Genomic DNA, 20,365 nt, shown 5'->3' with positions numbered 1-20,365 from the left:
AAATTAAGGTTTAAATTTATAAAATTGTTGATTAAGAAAAGTAGCAACGTCAGCTTCATCTTCGGGAAATAAGTCAAGGCGAAGCTCTGCGTTGCAGAGTGAAACCATCTTCTTTAAATCGGCCAGAGATTTCACCTTGCCATCCGAGCGGGTGTAAATCATGTCGCCATTTCCAAAGCCCGCTTTCTTGGCGTGGCAGGCGTAGCACTTTTGCTGATCAATAGTTTTGCCATTTACTAAATCCGGAGTAGCCAGCACAGGCGCACTCATGAGCGCACTGGATGCGGCTAGCACAAAGGATCGAAGGAAAATCATTTTCATTACAAATCAAGGATTTAGCATTAATCCTTTATTTTAAGGCCCAATGGCTGAATTTGCCCTACTCCGCCTGGATAGACAGGTAGACGTTGTAGGCATTCATGCGGTTTGCAGCTCTAAAGAGCGGCATCCCTTCGTATTCCGACCAATCAGCTTGCTTATAGGCGTCCTCAAAAGGATCCAGGTTTATTGCTGCTTTAGACATCGACTCACGCAAATACTTCAAATAGCCCCTAGTAAAGGCAATATCTTCGGCCGGATGAACTGAATAACCCCCATGTCCAGGTATGACGATATTAGGATTTAATTTTTCGATCTCATCCAAGGCCGCCAGCCACCCCTTGCTATCTGCATTTCCAACAAATGGAATGCGGCCCCTAAACACCAGATCACCCGCAAAAAGCACTTTTTCGGATGGAACGTACACCATCAAATCTTCAGGAGCATGAGCAGGCCCCACTCTGCTGATAAAGAAATCAATGCCGCCAATCGTCAATTTCAATTTTTGATCGATCCATACATCAGCAGAAATGAGTTTGGTATTTGCATTTACCCAGGGCGCAAAATCAGTTCTTGAAGCAATTAAGCGTTGCTTCGCTGTTTCTGAAGAAAGATAATTTCGCCCCTCACCTTGGGCATAAATCTTCGCACCGATTTTTTTAAATTCTTGCAAACCGTAGACATGATCTGCGTGATAGTGGCTCACAATGATGGCGACAACTTTCTGCGGAGTAATCTTTTTAATTTCCGCAATTAATTTTTGCGCAAGAATAGGCGATCCCAAAGCATCTACCACCACCACACCATCTGGAGTTATAACAAACCCAGTATTGGAGATGAAGTTTTGGTTAGCACTACTCCCCATCTCTGGAAAGCCTTGTACAAAGTAAGTATGAGGTGCGACTTGGGTAGGTTTGAGCTGAATATGATCAGCAGGATTACTTTGGCCAAAAGCAAAACTCAAAAAGATAAGGAACCCCAAAAGGATCCCCGCAAGACTCTTAATGCAATTCATACTAAATTACTTAAGGCTTGATGTAGGCAAAACCATCTTTGTATTGCAAGTCGGCAACTCGCACCACGCCTGATGGTGTGAAATCTGCATCCAGCGTGAATTGATCTTTTTTCAAATTCCGATTCTTTAAAGTGATCTCACACACTTCAAACTTCACACCACGAGATTTAAGGGCTCCAACTAATGGCGCATACTCCACATTATTTTTCTTATCCTTGGCGCCTTCCATCAACATATCCACTCCATTGGCATGAGTCACTACGATGATGATGGTATTTGGGGCTGTATCCAAATGATTACGAATATTGCGCAGGCCTTTTAGACCTTGAGTTTCTGCATCATCAATGTGATAAACCACTTTGGTAGGGCCAGATGATTGAGCTGAAACGACAGAGCAAAATCCCAATGTCAGGGCTAAAGCGGTAATAATAGAAAGTAGTTTTTTCATGCTTAGATCTCGTGTAGTTATATGGCTAATTAAATTGGGGCCATGCCAGGATTATTTGACACACCTTTAATGATTGGCTCATTGAGCTTAACCGCTTTAACAACTTTGACATCGCGCAAGTGGCGCTCCATGACATCCCAAATTGCTTCGCCTCCTGCATTTTTCGCCTCTTCACTGACTGGCGCCCAACCAGCTACTTTGTAGGTTTTGTTTGCATCAATAGCCTTACCATTTAAGCGCATATCAGAAATACGTTTACCAGCGGTTTGTGCTGGATCAATGGTGTATTGCATTCCACCGACGCGGACCATGTCACCACCTTGCTGATAATACGGATCAGGATTAAACAAGTTATCAGCGACGTCCTCAAGAATAGTTTTAATTGTTTCACCACTCATATTGGTAACAGTAGTGTATGGGTAGGTGATCGCGGTTTGATCTAAAAGATTCTCACGCGTGATCGCTTGACCTGGCAATAGACTGGTACCCCAACGGAAGCCTGGAGAGAAGGCAATCTCTGCATTCTTCTGTGCCATCAATCCATCCAAGATGAGTTGATCAAAGCTACCGTTAAAGTTACCCCGGCGATACAAGAGGCCCTCTGTAGTTGCTAACTTCTCGTTGAGCTTAGCTTCATACGGAGCCCTGACTTTAGCGATCAACTTATTCATCGCTGGATCCGCTGGAATCATATTAGAGAAAATTGGGAATAGCTTATAGCGGAAATCTACTGGCTTGCCACCTTTCACATCAAAATCCAGCACTCCTAAGAACTTACTATTAGACCCAGCATTGGTAACTAGAGTTACTCCACCAGCATTCTTTACCTTCACCGGAATAGGCACACCATCATGGGTGTGCCCACCCAAAATAGCATCTAGTCCGCGTACGCGGGAGGCCATTTTCAAATCTACATCCATGCCATTGTGAGATAGAAGCACCACTACCTTTGCGCCTTTTGATCTAACCTCATCAATAGTCTTTTGCATATTCTCTTCCTGAATACCAAAGGTCCAATCAGGAGTGAAGTAGCGGGGATTTGCAATGGGCGTATACGGGAATGCTTGTCCAATAATGGCAACCTGAATACCGTTCTGCACTTTCATGACATAGGGATTAAATACTGAGTCGCCGAAATCCGCTGTTTTAATGTTTTGCGCTACAAATGAAACTTTGCCCTTGAAGTCGCCATTCACGATTTCCATGACGCGCTTTTCGCCAAGAGTCATTTCCCAATGCGGAGTCATCACATCAACACCTAAAGCAAGAGCGGCATCAACCATATCCTGACCATTAGTCCAAAGTGCAGTACCTGATCCCTGCCAAGTATCCCCACCATCTAGCAATAAAGCACCAGGACGATTGGCTTTCATTTGCTTAATTAAAGTGGCCATATGAGCAAATCCACCCATCTTGCCGTAGTTTTGAGCAGCAGCCACATAGTCTAAATAGGTAAAGGCATGAGCATCACGAGTGCCTGGTGCAATGCCATTTGCCTTCAAGAAATATTCGCCAACCAAGTGCGGGGTCTTACCTTCCTGCGCACCGATACCAAGGTTTACATTAGGCTCACGGAAATAAATTGGCAATAGTTGAGCATGGCAATCTGTAAAGTGCAAAAAGTGAACATTACCAAATTTAGGTAAGTCATAAAATTTTTGCGCAGTGCTTTGTGCGTTAACAAAGTTTGATTGCAAACTCATTCCACCTGCAGATGCAATAGCTAAGGCCTGCAGAAAATCGCGACGACTTAAAGACATAACATTCCCTTTGTGAAAACAGGCCTGTCGGCCTGTTTTTATACTTTATTGATTAACTGGTGAGGCCGGATCAAGCAGCAAGGCCATGACATCCTGAATCTGCTGCTCATTTAAAAGTTTGGCATGAGCGAAACGCGGCATATTACTGCATACGTTATAGGCCTTGGAGTTATTAATACGATTCCATGTATAGACCACAACCTCTTTAGAGTAGCCGCGCATTTTTCCATAACCCGTTAAAGAGGGCCCAATATTTCCATAGGAGATTTCCTTGGGATCAATTTGATGGCAGTTATAGCAGCCGCCACCAATTTCTGAACCTGCTTTATCTGACCAAGTAGCTCCCCGACCACTTTGAGCAATCTTTTCCCCATTCTTCCAGTTACCAATGTACTTGCCATCAGATGGCTGCTTAATGGAAGCCATATTTTCGCTTTGAATCTTCTCCCTCACCTTTAGATCGCCACCGCCATCCAAGTTGGCCGGGTTAGAACAAAACTTCTGCGCAGGATCCTGCACCAAACGATCGAGACCAGCCTGACCTTTTGCCTCAAAACTAGAGGACATCATATTTTCAAAAGGCGTTGCAGCATGAGCAACACCGGCGGATATAAATAGCGCTAACGCCAATAAGGATAATTTATTTTTCATATTATTTATCTCCAGCGATTAACGCTTCAGTCCTGGTGCAGTCATAGTGCCACCTTTGGCTGTCACAGCCATATACATTGAAACCGCAATGGTATCTTCAGAGGTATATATTGGCTCAGGGAAACGCTGCTGACGATAGCAGTCATTTAAACGCTGCTGCATCGTCCAAAAAGTTCCGCTTGAAACCCTGTAAGCCGGCCATGAACCCCAACCTGCTGCTGCACCTTTTTGTGTCGTGATGTTAGGCAGATCCTGCAAGCGAATACGCTTACCGTCAGAGCCATGACATGAGGCGCATGAGAAATCCATTGGGCCGCCTTGATAGAAGAAGGATTGTTTACCCATCTCAAAGGCTTGCTTTTCTTTAGGGTGCTTAACAACAACATTAATTGGCATACCTTTTGATTCAGCAACAACGTAAGCAACTACAGCCTCAATATCTTTACGCTTACCTTTGCCAAAACCAGCCTTAATGATTTCGTTAGCGTCATAACCTTGCATTTTGCTCATACAAGTAATTAAGCGTGACTCAAGGTCTTGAACTTTGTTTGTGTCTTTAAAGTATTTTGGTAATTGAGTATAGGCACCCTTAACAACACCAGGCCCCATACCCAAATCACACTTTTCAAGTGAGACATTTTTGGGGCCCATCGGTTTTTTCCAAATATCCTCACCAGCTGCCTCATATAAATCAGAAGGGTTACCATCAGCAAGCATCGCACGATATTTTTCAATCTCTTGAGTTGCTGCGCTACCGCCAACGACAGGTTTATCTTCATTTTTTCCAGGACTGGTACAGCCCTGTAGGAGGACAAAAAAACCCGCCGCCAAGAGTCCGCAATAGATGCGTGTCTTCATAGGTAACCTTTTTAGTTATATTTTCGTATTGATATTAAGAAGCAGTGGCTTCATCAGTACGTTTGTCGCCTTTATTATCGATCCAGCTCACAACAATCTTGTCGCCTTTGGCGCCCTTGTATTTGAAGTTCAAGAATGGGTCCTTAGAGACTGCAGGGCCAAACTGACCATTCAAAACATCTTTACCATTTGCTTTGACATTGATAGTGGTGATGTGCCATGCAGGAATCACTTTGCCAGCAGCATCTTTACGCTGACCAGATTCCATATCGTGCTTCATCAAAATTTTTACATCCACAATTCCGCCGTTTTCGGCTGCTCTTACGCGCATTGGATCAGACATATGTTCCTCTTTTAATCTAGTAATTTATTAATGGTATTTAATTGGATTGAGAGTGCTTAACCGCCGCAACCACCCAAAGTTACTTTCACTTCTTTAACAGCCATACTCCATTTGCCATCAGCCTTTACCAAGGCATACACATTAGAGGTTTGACCCATCTTGATACGAGTAGTAACAAAAGGCTCAGTGCCTGTAGGAATATAGAACTGCGCAGCCAAGGCGCTTGGGTTTTTCTCAACCAAGATTGCCATTTGCTCTGCTTTAAGGGTAGTGACAATTCCAACCGGAACTACCGCACCATTTTCTGCAATATCTGGGGCGTTCAAAGTAACAGCGCTAGACTTATCTGGACTGCCTGCACCTAGAATCTTAAATACATCATCAAGACTCTTGCCTTCAAATGCGGCTTTATTCCATTCTTGAGCTTGGGCCACACTAATGAGACCCGCAGAAGCCATTAAACCGAAAACCGCTGAATATTTCAATAAACTGCGTCGCTGCTGATTCATAAAAACTCCTTTAATAATCATTTACCGTGAATATATTACCTGCTAACCAATAAAGCATGCTGGTTAGTACTGATACATCTTATTTATTTACCACCAGAAAGCACCCAGGTAACCAAAGCCTTGCGATCCTCATCCGATAACTGCGACTGTGGCGGCATTGGAATTGAACCCCATACGCCTGAGCCACCATTTTTAACTTTAGCCATCAATTTATCCAAAGCACCGCTCTGCCCCTGGTATTTGACTGCAATATCAGCAATGGATGGGCCAACCAATTTGGCGTTCGGTGCGTGACATGCTGAACAGTTCTCATTCTTAAATAGCGCAGCTGGACCCTTGTTGGAGGAAGCATGAGTATCGGACGCATGGGCCAATCCCTCACCCGTCGTTCCAGGCAACTTAGCAAGAGGCGGTTTGGTGGAGTCTGAACCACGATATGGGCCATACAAGCGATTTTGCTCAGCAATATTGCCATGAGCATTTCTGGCGAAGTCTGGAATAGTGGATCCAATTTGCACAAACTTCACGCAATTGTTCATGCAAGAAGAGCCATTAACATCCGGCTTGCCGTTAACACTCCAAAAACCATGATTACGAGTCATGCCGTTACGATTAGGCATTTTTTTCTGGACTTCGGCAATGTTGGCATCACTCAATACAAAATCATCCGGGACTATTTCACCCAAGCTGAGAATATATGCCACCAGCGCATAAGTATTGTCCGGGGTAAGTGATCTCGGCGCATTCCAAGGCATGGCACGATAAATATAGTCCCACAATGTTGATACAGTTGGCACCTTCATCAAAGTAGTTCGCTGAGGCTGCTTACGATCTAACAAAGAGGCGACCCTGCCAGTCTTCACGTCATCAGCAGTTGTTCCACCAGCAATCGGAGTAAAGATCTCATTTGACTCACCAAAAACACCGTGACAACTAGCGCACTTAGATTCCCAAATTACTTGACCTTGCTCAACAGAGCCAGATCCCTTTGGTAAGCCTTTAAAGTCTGGGCGCACATCAATATCCCAAGCCATGACTTCTGCAGGAGTTGCATTTCTTCCAATACCCGGAAACTTAGCGGAGCCCTGTGTACTTTGTGCAAACGAAATCTGGGCAGCTAATACTGCAATACTTAGCAGACTCAAACGAGCAATAAAATTAACCGACTTGTACATTGCTTACCTCACCGTTTGAATCTAACTTCCATGACTGAATAGCATTATTGTGATAAATAGATCGATTACCTCGTGCATCACGCAAGACCTTTATCGATGGCTGGATGTAACCAGTGTCATCCACTGCTCTAGATTGCAATATTGCCGGTGATCCATCCCATACCCAATCAATATTGAAGCGAGTTATAGACTTGGTTTGAATTGGCGTCTCTAAACGAGCAGTACGCCAGTTATTGCCGCCATCGAAAGAAACATCAACACGCTTAATCTTGCCGCGACCAGACCAAGCCATACCGCTCACGTTATAAAAACCTTTATCCAGCAATTGCTGGCCACCAGAAGGTGTAGTAATTACCGATTTGCATTCTTGAATGGATGCGTATTGACGATGCATGCCATCTGGCATGAGCTCAATATAGTGAACGGCTTCATCTTTCGCATTCCAAGGCATATCGCCAACCTCTAGGCGACGCAACCACTTCACCCAGCTGACACCCTGCACGCCAGGAACTACTAGGCGCAATGGGAAGCCGTTTTCCGGGCGTAACATTTCGCCATTCATACTCCAGGCAACGATTGCGTCTTCTAAGCAGCTTTCAAGATTGATCGTACGCGTCATGCCTGAACCATCACCACCTTCGGCAAGCATGAACTTGCCTTTTTTCAAATCTGCGCCGCATTCTTCAAGCAATACCTTAAGAGGTACACCTGTGAATTCGCAGCAAGATAGCATGCCGTGGGTATATTGCACGGTTGGCACCGCAACGTTACCCCACTCCAATCCAGTATTAGCACCGCACTCAATGAAGTGGGTACGAGAAACTGAAGGCAATCTCATTAAATCATTCATCGTAAAGACGCGAGCGTTCTTCACCAAACCGTTCACCATGAGGCGATGGGTTTCAGGGTTGATGTTGTACCAACCTTGGTGATGACGCTCAAAGTGCAAACCATTCGGGGTAATAGTGCCGAATAATCCTTGCAGCGGAGTAAATGCAACAGATGCTGCAGATACACGCGTTAATCCAGGTGATTCACGACGAATGAGGTTAGATTCGTAAATTGATGGCACGCCATATGGCATGGTGGCAACGTTTTTACCTAAAGTGGTTTGCCACTCTTGCTTTTCAAGAATTGCGGGATCGCCTTCTCCAGCAGCAAAAGCCATTGGGGCAGCCAGGCCAGCAGCTGCACCACCAATGGCTGATAAAAAGCCCTTACGCAAGAAGCCGCGACGGGTCTCATCTAGTCCATTTGAATTGATATCGGCAATTAACTTCTGAGAGATAAAGTGCTCGGGCGCTTTCACCAAGCGAGCTCTATTAGCCGGCTTCTCAACCGCCGAGATATCCTCGGCACTTAATTCAATCTGCTTCTTAGTCATTTGACCTCTACTTGAAAAGTGATTTACTGCAAAACTTAATGAATGCTTTCAGCAATCTTTGCGCAGACTGTCTGACACATCTCTACGGTTGCGTTATCCGCAATCGAGTAATAAACCGTTACACCCTCTTTGCGGCGCATTAGAATTCCAGCTTTATGAAGCGCCAATAAATGTCTCGAAACATTGGCCTGGCTTGTGCCACACATCTCTACAACCTCAGAGACGGATTTTTCACCGCTACAGACTGCATACATGATGCGTAAACGTGCGGGCTCAGATAGAACATTGAAATAAGCAGCCACATGCGCAAATACCTTCTCCATCTGTTTTGGAGATAAGTTTTTTGTCGCCTTTTGAACCTTTACCCTCAATTTCACTAGCCTTTTAATATATGCATGTATACGCATATATTTGACCCTTTAAGCTGGTAAATCGGTATAGTGAGATACCCTACATTGCTTAGCAATACAATCAAGCCATGGATACGGATGCAATCCTTCTCTCGCTTAAGCTGGCGCTTTGGACCCTGGTCCTCATCCTTCCATTTGGAGTTTGGGTTGCCCATAGCCTCTTAGGCCTTAATAGAAGCAAACCCTGGGTGGAAGCTGCCCTAGCCCTGCCACTCGTTTTACCTCCCACTGTTTTGGGCTATTACCTTTTGGTTGGCTTGGGCGGAAAGACTTTTTTAGGTATTCCACTGGTGTTTTCCTTTGCCGGAATCCTCATTGCCTCCCTCATAGTCAACCTGCCTTTTGCAATACAGCCGATTCAGCGCGCATTTGAAGCTATCAACCCGGAAATTATTGAGGCCGCCCAAGTCAGCGGCCTATCCAATTGGCAAATTTTTCGCTTGATTGAGCTTCCACTGGCATGGAGAGGCATTACCAGTGCCGCAGTGCTGACCTTTGCTCATACCCTAGGTGAATTTGGGGTCATCCTCATGGTTGGGGGCGCAATCCCCGGAGAAACCAAAACAGTATCGATTGCGATCTACGACAAAGTGCAAAGTTTTGATACCTCAGGCGCCGGCGCACTGGCCTTATTGCTGCTAGGTATATCTCTGATTGCAATTGCCCTTTCATATGGTGTTTTTGGCAAAAGCGTCTCCCAACAGCGCCAACGGAGGGGCTGATGCTTAAACTCAAAATAAGCCAAGCACTCCCTAACCCTCTGCAAATTACGCTGGAATGTGCAGCTGGTCAATTGCATGCTCTTGTGGGGCCATCTGGTAGCGGCAAAACCAGCACTCTGAGAACGATTGCCGGCCTCAGCCAAGCTAAGATTGGAAAAATTGAATGTGATGGTGAGACCTGGTTTGAGGCCAATGAACTTGCAGGAGTAATACAGAACCTGTCTCCCGCGCAACGTTCTTGTGGATTTTTATTTCAGCAATACGCTCTCTTCCCGCATCTATCCGCGCTTGAGAATGTTCTCATCCCTTTACAGAATTCTGCACATAAGGTGGCTGAACGTAAAGCCCTTGCTCAGGACTGGCTAGGTCGCATGGGCATTGCTGAACTTGCCCATCGTTTTCCACACCAACTCTCGGGCGGACAACAGCAACGCGTAGCACTTGCTCGCGCATTGGCACGACAGCCAAAGATCTTATTGTTAGACGAACCATTTTCCGCTGTTGATGCGCCAACGCGACAAGGTCTATATAAAACTCTTGCTGATTTACGCAAGGATTTAAACATTCCGATTGTGTTGGTTACACATGATTTGCGTGAGGCCGATCTGCTTGCCGACCGTATTACCGTGATTGATAACGGCATCAGCTTACAAACGGCAGCGCCCCAAGTGCTATTTCAAAGGCCTAGAAACTCACGTGTAGCCGAGTTGGTTGGCATCAGCAATTTATTTCATGGGATATTTAATGCGGGCAATCTCACTTGGGATGGCTGCGATAAAACCTTTGCCGTGGCCGATAAAGGCAAAATCCCCCCCAATGCCCAAGTAGCATGGGTGATTCCGCAAGATGGTTTGAGTATCCATAACGCACCAACCTTGACCAGCACTCCAGCGATTGCCGCAGAGATTAGTGTCTTAGGCCAAATTGCGGTAATCCAACTACAAATTCAAAATAGCATACATAAAATTGAATGGGTTGCATCAGCATCTGAAGTGAAAAGATTGAATATGGAAGTTGGCAGCCAAATGTATATTGAATTAAATGGCAATCAAATTCACATCATGCCATTGCGGCCAATCAATGATCCTAGGCGATTTGTTGATAGCAACTAGAGATTTTCAGAAAGAGTGATGCAAAATCTGCAAACTCTTTCTGATTTCAGCGATATAGCTTCACTCTTATTTACAGCAACCGCTGCCGCCACATGAAGAATCAGTAGAGCAAGTATTGACCCCTAGGAGTCGGTACGCCGGGCAAAATCTAAATAGCCCCGTTGCGAGAGGCACAACACCAATCCAGCCCCATATACCTACAGTTCCGGTTACGGCTAGACCTATTAATACCAAGCCAACTACCATACGTAACATACGATCAACACCACCGACATTGCATTTCATATTAAGACCCCTTTTGGTTATTTACTGCAGTAATTTTGATAAAGCACATTCATCACTTTCAAAGCAATCTGATTGGAAAGTGAATAATGGATTTGCTTACCATCTCTTCTGGTTTGGACCAGCTCTTCATTTCTAAGAACCGTGAGTTGCTGAGATAATGTAGACTGATGAATATCAAGACATTCCTCGAGCTCACCAACACACATCTCCCCCTGACTTATCTGGCATAGCAACAGCATGCGATCTCTATTTGAGAGCACTTTCATCAAGCGACAAGCCTCGTCTGCTGATGACTGCATCTTCTCTATATTAATACCGTCCTTAAGTACTGGCATGATGGGTACTCTTAGTTCAGCGGAACACCGACCAATGGGCGGCCTTCAAGAGTCCAAAGATATAAAGAGCCATCGTACAACTTAGTAGATTTATTGCCCACTAGCTCTGACATAACAAACCAACCACCAGCTGCTAAGTGGCCAGTATTGCAATAGGCAATTGTTGGGCCTTTAACACTTAAACCATTGGCTGACATCAACGCATCGTAAGTATTCTTTTGCCAGAAATACAATGCACCATTGCTAGGCTTTGCCAACAATTCAGGCGCCAACTCTTTTGAGCCCGCAATATGGCCAAAGGTCAGCACATCTGGACGTTTTGCAAGGCCTAAGTATTGGGCAGGCTGACGCGCATCCAATAATTGTGGCTTACCTGCTTTGGACGCAGCAGCTACATCATCTGAACTAGCGATTAATTCTTTGCGATATGCTTTTGCAGACCAATTGCCAGTCACTTTTTGAGCATTGTTAGTTACATATTCACGCCCCTCACCGAGCCACCCAGCAATACCGCCATCCAAGACAGCCACTTGATCTTCGCCATACACCTTGAATGACCAATAGGTTCTCAATGCCTCGTCGATATCGGACATATCCTGCCCTATAGGCACGAGCACAATCGGCTTATCAGAGTTGATACCTAAAGATTGAACCAATTTCTCAAAATCTGCTTTTTCAGGAATTAGAAACTTAATCTTTTTTTCATCGACTAGACGCTCTACACGTACCTTCTTAAAATCCAAGAGAGTGGAATTAGTAATATGGCCACCAACTTCTACCAGGAATTTCTTACCAGTCTTTTTGTCAGTATCAAACTCAGGGTTTCTAAGGTAGCTGGCTAAATCTGTTCTAACTTCAATTATCTGTACATCAGATTGATTATTGGATAACCAATCTGCGCTGACTACAGGACCAGGCAATGTAATTGCCTGAACTAGGCTCACCAAGCCGGTTAGGGCAAATGCTAAAAGCAATTGAATTTTTTTCATCTCTACTCCCTTATGAATTTACAGCTAACAAATTATCTGAAAGACGGCCCATCAAATCAATCTTGCATTCCGTTAATACATGATGCTTTTTTGAGTTCAATACCAGCTCACGATTGCCCCACTCTGCCACTAGCTGAGCAATCTTTTGATCTCGCTCCAAAATTAGAGCCTCAATCTCTACGGCAAATAATTGAATCAAAGCACTGATCCAATTGCTTACTGGAGCCATGCGACCTTTTACGGTCATTTGAAATTCTTTAGCGAATTTGATGACAACGTCCGAATTCGCCATCTCTTCACCGGTGACCCACTGGTTGGTAGTAAATAAGCGAACTGGCAAACCTTTCTGGTCTAAAGAAATGCCAACAAGGTGATGAAAGCTCCGGACATCACGCTTAATCACATGAAAATGGCCATGCTCACCATTGGGCATCTCATCTGCAGAATGCGCATGGTAGTAGAACTCATAACCACTATGCTCATCCACAAGATCATTACTTGGATAGTGCTGCCACTCAATAAAATCCTTGGCACCACATAAAGCAGCTTCATTCACGGTGCGCCCGGTTTCGGCATATCGCATCTGAATATTTGCTAGCGATTGTGCGGCCAACCAGAAATTAGATTGAGTAAGCATATATTTAATTACTCTGCAGCTTTACGCTTTTTAGGACCGCAAGGATTTGCAGGGCTACAGGGGTTAGCTGCTTTTTTCTTTGCAGGGCCACATGGATTTGCTGACTCTTTTTTAGGACCGCAGGGATTCTTCTGCTCTGCGCCTGATGGATTAGCAGGGGCATCTGCTGAATGTGCTAAAGGCGCAGCCGCCAAACCAGCTAAAGCCATTGCCAACGCAGCTACTGTTGATTTCTTAGACATAACTTTCCTTTTAAATAATTAAACCTAGGAACTAACGGGACCATTGGACTTCTTCTCCATCCAAGAACCCAAGATAAATACTCCGACGGCCGCAACAACCATACCAACATCGATTGATAAACCTGAAAGATTAAAGGCATCGGGCAATGAATCAGCCTTAGCGTATTCACCCAAGGTTGTTAAGAACTCAATACTTGGATAGATGCCAGCAAACAATACGGTCCCTAACAATAAGCCAAGTAAAAATATGGCCGCATCAATGCGTCCAGACATCAAACCGACGACTGAGGTTCCAGGGCAATATCCACCAATTGCAAAGCCTGCACCAACAAATGCTCCACCAAGAGCGGCAGCACCTAAAAATGCAGGTGGTACAAATAAATTACCAGCATCTACAAAGCCCACCTGCTCCAAAATTAGGAGGCCAACGGCAGCAAACACAATAGCAGTGAACATCACCTTAAACACAGACCAATCTGTTAAGCGAAATTGGCCAGTTAATTTATTTGGATTACCAAAACCGGCACGCTCCAATACAAAACCAAATCCAGCACCTAATAGGAGCCCCGAAAGAATTTCACTCATCTTATTTCTCCTCTTTCAAGAAGCGACTTGTCAATAAACCTACGGCAAAGAATGCTCCCAGAAAAGTAAAGCCAGCCAGACTTAGTACTGCTGCACCCGACAAACCAAGGCCGCTAGTGCAACCCGCTGCGACTCGTGCACCAAAACCAGCCAATATGCCACCAAATAAAGCCGTAATGGATCGCTTAGAACCGCCTAAAAACTTTTTGCCGTCCAGTTGAATATGAATTCTTTTTGCCAGGAATGCGGATAGCAATGCGCCTATAGCCACACCAGTCACTTGCCATGTAATCCATGCATTTAATGGCTTACCCTCTTCAACCATCCCGCCGAGGTAGTCGTTTGCATTAGTTGCAACTGGAGCAATATGCATCCCAACCCAGGCTGTTAAGCGCGTCGTAAAGCCAGTAGCTCCCAGCCCATGACCTGTAATTACAAAAGTGGCCAACAAAACCAATCCGAGAAGTATTCCCGCTAACAGTGGATTCATATATTGAGCCGACTTGGTCTGCTCTACTTCATTATGCATATTTACTCATTTCATTTAACCAATTAACAATATATATATTTATATATTATACAACTGACATACAAAGTCAATGAATTGAAATGAAATAGCAACATTTATTTGATCTACATCATGTAATTCAGTTTGGGAGCAATAAAACGGGGGCTCAGCTTAAATCTCACCGTTAATTTTGGTTAGATCCAATGCATCTCAGTAAAGGATGCCGCAACAATAGTAATAAATTAGTGACAGGAAAGTCATCACGCGTCATAGCAGAGATGGCCATTAGACTTTGTGGACAAACTGGTCCGTTTCAGGATGCGTAAACTTTCTTAGCCTTGGAACAACCCCACTTAGATGATCCTGCAGCAGGGTTTCTACATCCCAGCTCATCAATGCGCATCGCAACCTCTGTGTAAGGAATGGCAATTGAGCCCGGTAAATTACCAAACTCAATCCCTCATGCTAAATTAACTAAACCGTCCAACTTTATGGGGTCAGCTCAAAGGCAGTCTTTATATTTTTAAACACCGGCTTGAGAAAAGCCTTCAAGATTTTTTATACTCGGAATTTGAATACTTAACTTTCCGATATTAGAAATTAAGCCCTGTTCCGCCATAGAAGCAAGGGCTCTACTAATAGTTTCAAACTTCACGTCCATCATTAGGCCCATATCCTCTCTTTTAAAGAGTGGCGCAACTGCCATATCACCTGAGATCTTGGCAATTCGTAAGAAAAATCGGGCCAGACGCACTTCAATTCTTCCGGTATTGATTTCAGAAAACCATGACTCCGACTGAGTCAGAGCTTCACCCCATTTTTTTACAATTTGGCGATGTAAGCGTGGAGACTCTTCACCCAAGCTGGAAATAATAGCTTTTGGTATGCGACATAAATGGATATTTGATAAGGCAGTGGCTGAATGAGCATAACTCTTACCCAACAAAGCCTCCATACCAAACAAATCACCCGGCATTACTAATCGGACTATTCTAGTTGAGCCATCGGAATTGATATGCAATAGCTTTATATAACCCTCACGCAAGGTAAATAAATGCTCAGCAGAATCTCCCTGCGTGTAAATCCCTGCATTTGCTTCGAAACGTAAATCATCAATTGGTGAATGAATTTTAGAAAAGTCTTCCTCATTCAATTCGGCAAACAATGCAGAGCTGCGAATAGAGCATGCATTGCAATCACTATTACCCTGCCATGCACTTTTAATTTCAATAGTTTTCATAGGAAAGCAATCACTTCTTAGCAACCAATCCTAATATTGCAGACATGCCAGTGTGCCTTGGACCTTCAGAAAGTTCTTTCTCGTAACTTACAAGCTCGAGTATTTCAAAGTCTTTAGCGAGACCTCGAATCATTTCTTCTGTATAGAGATGCTCTATTAATGATGGGCCGCCGGTTTTGTAATCCAGTTGTTTAGGGGTATAGCCCTGAAGGATGAAGAGGCCACCGGGCTTTGTCGCCTTATAGGCTTGCTCAAAAATTCTAGCGCGCATTACTGGATCAGCAAACTGAATGAAGATACCAATCACTGCGTCATAAGTATTTTCTTGCCACGCATAGCTATCGGTATCAGAGAAGGAATACTCAACTTGCACTTGATTATCTTTAGCAAACTGCTTTGCTTTAGCAAGCGCGACATCAGACGCATCAAAGCCAAAAACTTGCATGCCTTGCTTGGCAAGCCAGACGCCGTTGCGACCTTCGCCGTCAGCAATACATAAAACCTTATCTTTGGGCTTTAGGTATTGCTTTGTTTTCTCAACGAGATACTCATTAGGCTCTTTACCAAAAATAAACTCTTTCTTGTCGAAGCGTTCGTTCCAGAACTGGGTGGCATCCGCGAAACTCATAGACCTATCCTGATGTACTTGATTATTTTTTGAGTCCGCCAACGAGGTCGTTCTTTAAGTCGTTGATGTTTTCAAGGCCAACAGCAATACGCACCAAGCCATCAGAAATACCGGCGGCTTTACGAGCCTCAGGCGTGACACGGCAATGTGTTGTTGTAGCAGGATGTGTAATAGTTGTGCGAGTGTCGCCTAAGTTTGCAGTAATCGAGCAAAGCTTTGTTTGATTGATGAGCTTGAACGCAGCCTTCTTGCCACCCTTCAAGGTGAAAGACACAATCGCCCCACCCTCTTTTTGCTGGCGCATTGCCAACGCATGTTGAGGATGCGATTTCAGGCCAGGATGGTAAACGCGCTCCACTCCAGATTGCTTCTCAAGCCATTGAGCCAAGGCGAGTGCATTCTGACTTTGTTGCCTCATGCGAAGTTCTAAAGTCTCCAAGCCCTTGAGGAATACCCAAGCATTGAATGCAGATAGCGTTGGGCCTGCGGTACGCACATAGGGGAATACTTTACCCATAATGAAATCTTTGCTACCCACAATTGCTCCGCCGACCACTCGACCCTGTCCATCCAGGTACTTTGTTGCCGAATGAATCACGACATCAGCACCAAGTGCTAATGGTTTTTGCAAAGCAGGTGTACAGAAGCAGTTATCCACCGCAAATAAGGCGCCTGCTTTTTTAGCAATCTTTGAAATCGCTCTGATATCAGCAATCTCAGTCAACGGATTGGAAGGTGTCTCAAGGTAGAACAGCTTAGTATTTGGCTGAACGGCGGCCTGCCATGACTTGGTATCAGCCAAATCAGCATAAGTGGTTGTAATGCCAAAGCGGCCCAAGATATTAGTGAACAACTGAATCGTTGCACCAAATACCGAGCGCGAGCAAACCACGTGATCACCTGCTTGTAAATGCGCCATTGCCATTGTAAGAATGGCAGACATTCCGGAAGCGGTAGCAATACAAGCCTCACCACCCTCTAAAGCAGCCAAGCGATCTTGAAACATGCTCACGGTTGGATTGGTAAAGCGAGAATAGATAAAGCCTTGGTCAGCATGCGCAAAACCATCGGCTGCTAACTCTGCACTATCAAAACAAAAGCTTGATGTTAGAAACATCGCCTCTGAATGCTCTTGGTATTCAGCGGTGCGACGAGTACCAGCGCGAACCGCTAAGGTCTCGAGCGCAAGCTTAGAAAAATCGGGTTTTTTACGTATAGTTTTGCTCTTCATGCTGCTATTTTGACACCGAATCATGATTTTGCCTCGAGCGAGGCAAAATCCTGTCGCTTTTTAGTCTTCGGTGGCCAAATGCAGGTGGAGTTGTGAACGGGCGAAATCGCTCGAATCCTTTTGGCGGTCTGCCTTCGCGTCAGAGGTATTTCTAGCGGCCTCCAAAGCATCTAGATAGGACTCGGTGATATCGCCAGTTACGTAGAAGCCATCAAAGCAAGAGGCCTCAAAGTTCTTAATATCCGGATTAACATCTCTTACCGCCTGCTTCATATCTTCAATACTTTGATAGATCAACTGATCGGCACCAATCATCTTATTAATCTCTTCATCGGTACGACCATAGGCAACCAATTCGCTACGGGTTGGCATATCAATACCGTAGACGTTGGGGAAGCGCACTGGCGGCGCAGCAGATGCAAAGATCACTTTCTTGGCACCGGATTCACGAGCCATCTGCACAATCTCAAATGAGGTAGTGCCACGAACGATAGAGTCATCCACAATCAAGACCGTCTTATCTTTGAACTCAATGCGCATAGCATTGAGTTTTTGACGAACAGATTTCTTACGAACGGCTTGGCCTGGCATGATAAATGTACGACCGATATAACGGTTCTTAAAGAAGCCTTCACGGTAATCCACGCCCAATTTCTTTGCTACTTGCATAGCTGCTGGACGACTGGAATCCGGAATCGGCATCACTACATCAATTTCATCGACATTAGTCTCTTTGCGGATCTTCTCAGCCAAGTAATCGCCCATACGCATACGCACGTTGTAGACGGTCACACCGTCAATCGTTGAGTCTGGACGGGCCATATAGACATACTCAAAAATGCAAGGCGTTAACACTGCATTCGGCACACATTGACGTGAATAGAAATTGCCGTCCAAGTCAATATAAATTGCTTCACCTGGATGAACGTCGCGCACAAACGTAAAGCCTAGACCTTCAAGCGCTACAGACTCAGATGCAATCATCCACTCAGGGCCCTGAGGAGTATCGATACGGCCAATACACAGCGGACGAATGCCATACTGATCACGGAAGGCTAATAAGCCATAACCCGCTATTAAAGAAACTACTGCATAAGACCCTTTAACGCGATTGGTTACACCAGTCACAGCGTTAAACATCGCGCCCTCATCCAGGGCTGCACTATTGGTTTCTTTTTGAAGTTCGTCAGCCAATACGTTAAGCAATACTTCAGTATCAGAACTGGTGTTGATGTGACGACGATCGCGATAAGCCATCTCAACACGTAAGCTTGGAGCATTTGTTAGATTACCGTTATGCGCCAAGATAATGCCGTAAGGTGCACTCACATAGAAAGGTTGCGCCTCTTCTTCACTACTTGCAGAGCCTGCAGTTGGGTAGCGCACTTGGCCAATACCAGCGTTCCCAACCAAGCTACGCATATTGCGAGTTCTAAACACATCTCGTACCAAGCCATTGGCTTTATGCATCGTGAATGAATTACCGTTCATCGTTGCAATACCTGCCGCATCCTGTCCGCGATGCTGCAAAAGCAGCAGCGCATCATAGAGAAGTTGATTTACTGGTGAGTGGGAAACAGTTCCGACGACGCCGCACATATCTCTAGATTCCTATTGTTAATTTAGGAGTAATGGTAGGGCTAACTTTAGGCATTGCATCACCCAATTGCTTAGCCCAGTCGGCAGGTAGCCAACCTTTAATTAAACCGGTTGCCATATCAATTGCTGGTCTGGTAATGGCGTTCTTCCAAGCCATACTTTGCGGGATGGGTGTGAGTGCCGCTAGAGTAGCCAACACTACTATGACCAAGCCACCACGGATCACGCCAAATATTAAACCCAAGAAGCGGTCTGTGAGACTAAGACCCACTGACAAAATAATCTTCTGCACTACCCCACCAAACAAACCACAGATGATGAGGGTTAATACAAACAATATGATGAAACTCAAGCCAAGACTCAGTAATTCATCCAGATGAAATATCGAGAGCCACTCGGTTGAGAGGTAGTTACTGTAGTGATAAGCAACCCAAGCTGCGGCGAACCAAGAGGCTAAAGCAAGGACCTCTTTAAATAAACCGCGAGAGATGCCAACTAAGGCAGAAACCAAGAGCACAACTAGGGTGAAGTAATCCACCGATGTTAGCTTGAGGGTGGACAAGTATTCCATTACTGTTTACCAGACTCGACGAGTCTTGGTGTAAGACCCATCGCCTTAATTTTCTTTTCCGCTGCTTCTGCGACGTCTTTATCAGCAAAGGGTCCTGCTCGTACAAGGAAAATCTTGCCACCATCGACACCCCCCTTACTCAAGGTATAACTCGGAATGTTTTGATTTTTGAGTCTTGCGGACAAGGCCTTTACATTAGCCTCGGATGCAAAAGCACCAATCTGAATAATGTACTTACCTGAACCTGAAGTGCTTGACTTAGGTACGTCAGCTGTTTTAGGTTTTGTGTCGGCCTTAGGACTTGCCGCAGCAACAACCTCTTCACCCGCAGCCAAGCCTAATGTGCCCGATTTATTTACTGCAGGCACTGCTGGTTTAGTTTCCACCTTGGCTTCGGGCTTAGCTTCTACTTTTGCTTCTGGCGCAGGTGCGGCGGCGACCTTGGGAGCTTCTTTAGCAGGCTCAACAGGAGCTTCGGCCTTAGGTTTTTCTTCGGCCTTAGGCTCTGTACCGGGAATAGGTAAGCTGGTAACAATATTTACTGCGATATCGTTAGATGATGCTTTTGGTTTGCTATCCAAAATACGAGGCAAGCCAATAACAGCAATTAATACGAGGACGGCAGCACCAATCAGACGATGACGCGCTCTTTGCTGCTCTGGATCTTCTGTGAGGGCAAGTTCTTCAGCTTCTGCTGCGCGCTGAAAACTACGTGGGGCTACTCGTTTGGCGGTGCGACTACCCCTTGAACCTATTTCAAGGTCATCGGACTGGGTTTTTCGCTTAAAAAAGCTTGGTAAACGAATCATG

At 45.0% G+C, this 20,365-nt stretch carries 26 protein-coding genes; 2 read left to right on the top strand and 24 right to left on the bottom strand.

All coding sequences use genetic code 11. From position 1 onward, the window contains the following. Window positions 1-3: 3 nt before the first annotated feature. From ICE90_RS05720 to ICE90_RS05670, 11 genes are all read right to left on the bottom strand, one after another. Window positions 4-321, bottom strand: coding sequence for a hypothetical protein (locus tag ICE90_RS05720; RefSeq protein ID WP_216191433.1), 318 nt, complete (start codon window positions 319-321; stop codon window positions 4-6). A 58-nt stretch (window positions 322-379) separates the two neighbouring features. Beyond that, a complete protein-coding gene (locus tag ICE90_RS05715; protein WP_251368540.1) occupies window positions 380-1,282 on the bottom strand; it encodes an MBL fold metallo-hydrolase in 903 nt (300 codons plus the stop codon). Window positions 1,283-1,343: 61 nt separating this feature from the next. Next, entirely contained in the window at window positions 1,344-1,781 is a 438-nt protein-coding gene (locus ICE90_RS05710; RefSeq protein WP_215321950.1) for a DsrE family protein, read from the bottom strand. 29 nt (window positions 1,782-1,810) lie between these two features. Next, on the bottom strand, window positions 1,811-3,541 hold the full coding sequence (gene soxB, locus ICE90_RS05705; RefSeq protein ID WP_215271988.1) for a thiosulfohydrolase SoxB: 1,731 nt from the start codon (window positions 3,539-3,541) through the stop codon (window positions 1,811-1,813). 45 nt (window positions 3,542-3,586) lie between these two features. Then, window positions 3,587-4,192, bottom strand: a complete 606-nt coding sequence (gene soxX, locus ICE90_RS05700; protein ID WP_215321948.1) for a sulfur oxidation c-type cytochrome SoxX — start codon at window positions 4,190-4,192, stop codon at window positions 3,587-3,589. 18 nt (window positions 4,193-4,210) lie between these two features. Next, on the bottom strand, window positions 4,211-5,050 hold the full coding sequence (gene soxA / locus ICE90_RS05695) for a sulfur oxidation c-type cytochrome SoxA (RefSeq protein WP_215321946.1): 840 nt from the start codon (window positions 5,048-5,050) through the stop codon (window positions 4,211-4,213). 34 nt (window positions 5,051-5,084) lie between these two features. Next, window positions 5,085-5,393: a thiosulfate oxidation carrier complex protein SoxZ gene (soxZ, locus tag ICE90_RS05690; RefSeq protein WP_215271985.1), complete on the bottom strand. Its 309-nt coding sequence runs from the start codon at window positions 5,391-5,393 to the stop codon at window positions 5,085-5,087. Window positions 5,394-5,449: 56 nt separating this feature from the next. Then, window positions 5,450-5,902 (bottom strand): thiosulfate oxidation carrier protein SoxY, encoded by a 453-nt coding sequence (soxY, locus tag ICE90_RS05685; protein WP_215271984.1) that lies wholly within the window; start codon window positions 5,900-5,902, stop codon window positions 5,450-5,452. Between the two features lie 83 nt (window positions 5,903-5,985). Then, window positions 5,986-7,077 (bottom strand): c-type cytochrome, encoded by a 1,092-nt coding sequence (locus tag ICE90_RS05680; RefSeq protein WP_216191431.1) that lies wholly within the window; start codon window positions 7,075-7,077, stop codon window positions 5,986-5,988. Further along, on the bottom strand, window positions 7,061-8,461 hold the full coding sequence (gene soxC / locus ICE90_RS05675) for a sulfite dehydrogenase (protein ID WP_215271982.1): 1,401 nt from the start codon (window positions 8,459-8,461) through the stop codon (window positions 7,061-7,063). The genes ICE90_RS05680 and soxC overlap by 17 nt, the downstream gene beginning before the upstream one ends. 35 nt (window positions 8,462-8,496) lie before the next feature. Continuing rightward, on the bottom strand, window positions 8,497-8,868 hold the full coding sequence (locus tag ICE90_RS05670) for a metalloregulator ArsR/SmtB family transcription factor (protein ID WP_216191429.1): 372 nt from the start codon (window positions 8,866-8,868) through the stop codon (window positions 8,497-8,499). Between the two features lie 71 nt (window positions 8,869-8,939). Here ICE90_RS05670 and modB point away from each other — a divergent pair, with 71 nt between their 5' ends. Together modB and ICE90_RS05660 are read left to right on the top strand one after the other, a co-directional pair. Continuing rightward, entirely contained in the window at window positions 8,940-9,593 is a 654-nt protein-coding gene (gene modB, locus ICE90_RS05665; RefSeq protein WP_215321942.1) for a molybdate ABC transporter permease subunit, read from the top strand. Continuing rightward, a complete protein-coding gene (locus ICE90_RS05660; protein ID WP_216191427.1) occupies window positions 9,593-10,705 on the top strand; it encodes an ABC transporter ATP-binding protein in 1,113 nt (370 codons plus the stop codon). The genes modB and ICE90_RS05660 overlap by 1 nt, the downstream gene beginning before the upstream one ends. Window positions 10,706-10,771: 66 nt before the next feature. On the opposite strand, the gene ICE90_RS05655 is transcribed toward ICE90_RS05660, so the two are convergent. The 13 genes from ICE90_RS05655 to ICE90_RS05595 all read right to left on the bottom strand — a co-directional run bounded on the left by ICE90_RS05655 (window position 10,772) and on the right by ICE90_RS05595 (window position 20,364). Continuing rightward, entirely contained in the window at window positions 10,772-10,990 is a 219-nt protein-coding gene (locus ICE90_RS05655; RefSeq protein ID WP_215321939.1) for a DUF2892 domain-containing protein, read from the bottom strand. Window positions 10,991-11,007: 17 nt separating this feature from the next. Then, entirely contained in the window at window positions 11,008-11,325 is a 318-nt protein-coding gene (locus ICE90_RS05650) for a metalloregulator ArsR/SmtB family transcription factor (RefSeq protein ID WP_215321937.1), read from the bottom strand. Between the two features lie 11 nt (window positions 11,326-11,336). Further along, window positions 11,337-12,314, bottom strand: coding sequence for a sulfurtransferase (locus tag ICE90_RS05645; protein WP_216191426.1), 978 nt, complete (start codon window positions 12,312-12,314; stop codon window positions 11,337-11,339). A gap of 10 nt (window positions 12,315-12,324) precedes the next feature. Next, a complete protein-coding gene (locus tag ICE90_RS05640; protein ID WP_216191424.1) occupies window positions 12,325-12,951 on the bottom strand; it encodes a hypothetical protein in 627 nt (208 codons plus the stop codon). A gap of 8 nt (window positions 12,952-12,959) precedes the next feature. After that, window positions 12,960-13,193, bottom strand: a complete 234-nt coding sequence (locus ICE90_RS05635) for a hypothetical protein (RefSeq protein WP_216191423.1) — start codon at window positions 13,191-13,193, stop codon at window positions 12,960-12,962. A 24-nt stretch (window positions 13,194-13,217) separates the two neighbouring features. Continuing rightward, complete coding sequence (locus ICE90_RS05630; protein ID WP_216191422.1) at window positions 13,218-13,778, bottom strand: YeeE/YedE thiosulfate transporter family protein; 561 nt, start codon at window positions 13,776-13,778, stop codon at window positions 13,218-13,220. Between the two features lies 1 nt (window position 13,779). After that, complete coding sequence (locus tag ICE90_RS05625) at window positions 13,780-14,307, bottom strand: YeeE/YedE thiosulfate transporter family protein (protein ID WP_216191421.1); 528 nt, start codon at window positions 14,305-14,307, stop codon at window positions 13,780-13,782. A 502-nt stretch (window positions 14,308-14,809) separates the two neighbouring features. Beyond that, complete coding sequence (locus ICE90_RS05620; protein ID WP_216191420.1) at window positions 14,810-15,526, bottom strand: Crp/Fnr family transcriptional regulator; 717 nt, start codon at window positions 15,524-15,526, stop codon at window positions 14,810-14,812. 10 nt (window positions 15,527-15,536) lie between these two features. Continuing rightward, the gene (locus ICE90_RS05615) at window positions 15,537-16,154 is read right to left on the bottom strand and encodes a bifunctional 2-polyprenyl-6-hydroxyphenol methylase/3-demethylubiquinol 3-O-methyltransferase UbiG (protein WP_216191419.1); all 618 of its coding nucleotides are present in this window, start codon (window positions 16,152-16,154) and stop codon (window positions 15,537-15,539) included. Between the two features lie 22 nt (window positions 16,155-16,176). Next, window positions 16,177-17,385, bottom strand: a complete 1,209-nt coding sequence (locus tag ICE90_RS05610) for an O-succinylhomoserine sulfhydrylase (protein ID WP_216156803.1) — start codon at window positions 17,383-17,385, stop codon at window positions 16,177-16,179. 60 nt (window positions 17,386-17,445) lie between these two features. After that, window positions 17,446-18,984, bottom strand: coding sequence for an amidophosphoribosyltransferase (gene purF, locus ICE90_RS05605; RefSeq protein WP_215321921.1), 1,539 nt, complete (start codon window positions 18,982-18,984; stop codon window positions 17,446-17,448). Window positions 18,985-18,988: 4 nt separating this feature from the next. After that, on the bottom strand, window positions 18,989-19,555 hold the full coding sequence (locus tag ICE90_RS05600; RefSeq protein WP_216191418.1) for a CvpA family protein: 567 nt from the start codon (window positions 19,553-19,555) through the stop codon (window positions 18,989-18,991). Then, window positions 19,555-20,364 carry an SPOR domain-containing protein gene (locus ICE90_RS05595; protein WP_216191417.1) on the bottom strand — a complete coding sequence of 270 codons (810 nt, stop codon included), beginning with the start codon at window positions 20,362-20,364 and terminating at the stop codon, window positions 19,555-19,557. The genes ICE90_RS05600 and ICE90_RS05595 overlap by 1 nt, the downstream gene beginning before the upstream one ends. Window position 20,365: the final 1 nt, after the last annotated feature.

Origin of the sequence: Polynucleobacter sp. AP-RePozz3-80-G7 (assembly GCF_018882145.1) — a bacterium.
Classification (GTDB): Bacteria; Pseudomonadota; Gammaproteobacteria; order Burkholderiales; family Burkholderiaceae; genus Polynucleobacter.
The sequence above is the reverse complement of the archived record's forward strand: the minus strand, read 5'-3'. Positions and strand labels throughout refer to the sequence as shown.